Origin of the sequence: Rhodococcus sp. O3, assembly GCF_048897285.1 — a bacterium.
Lineage (GTDB): Bacteria > Actinomycetota > Actinomycetes > Mycobacteriales > Mycobacteriaceae > Rhodococcus.
In genome coordinates, this window is record NZ_JBMBTE010000326.1 from 1 (window position 1) to 452 (window position 452).

Annotated in this window: 1 protein-coding gene; it reads right to left on the reverse strand. The window is 68.4% G+C overall.

The annotated features are described in order from the left end of the window. On the reverse strand, positions 1–452 hold a 452-nt coding region (locus tag ACN675_RS29260; RefSeq protein ID WP_420754134.1), incomplete at both ends, for a DUF222 domain-containing protein.

The following is a 452-nucleotide window of genomic DNA, read 5'->3' on the forward strand; positions in this document are numbered from 1 at the left end:
CCCATGGTCAGGATCGCCGTCACCGGCAACCCCCGGTGACTGTCCAGCACCCCCGACGACAAGATTTGCCGCAGGGCGACCTTCAACGCGTCGTGGTTGCGCTGCACCGCGGTGCGGGTGTCGCGGGCCGCGGCCTTGGCCAGCGCGTCCCGGTCGAGGGCCTCGGATTCGACGTCACCGGACGGTGATTCGGGATCGTCCGGATTGTTCATGCCCGGGCGGGCCAGCTTCGCCAGCACCGGTTCGAGCAGCGCCCGGGTTTCCGGGTCGATGAGCCCGGAGATCGGGGTCATGAGATCGACACCCTGCTTGCCGATCCGCAGACCCCGGCGCCGTGTGCGTTCCTTCTCGTCCGGCACGTCCCCGTCCGGGTTCAGATACGCGAGCAGATGCGCACCGAGTTTCACCAGATCGTCGGGGGTGACCGAACACGCCGCATCCGCCAGGATCTG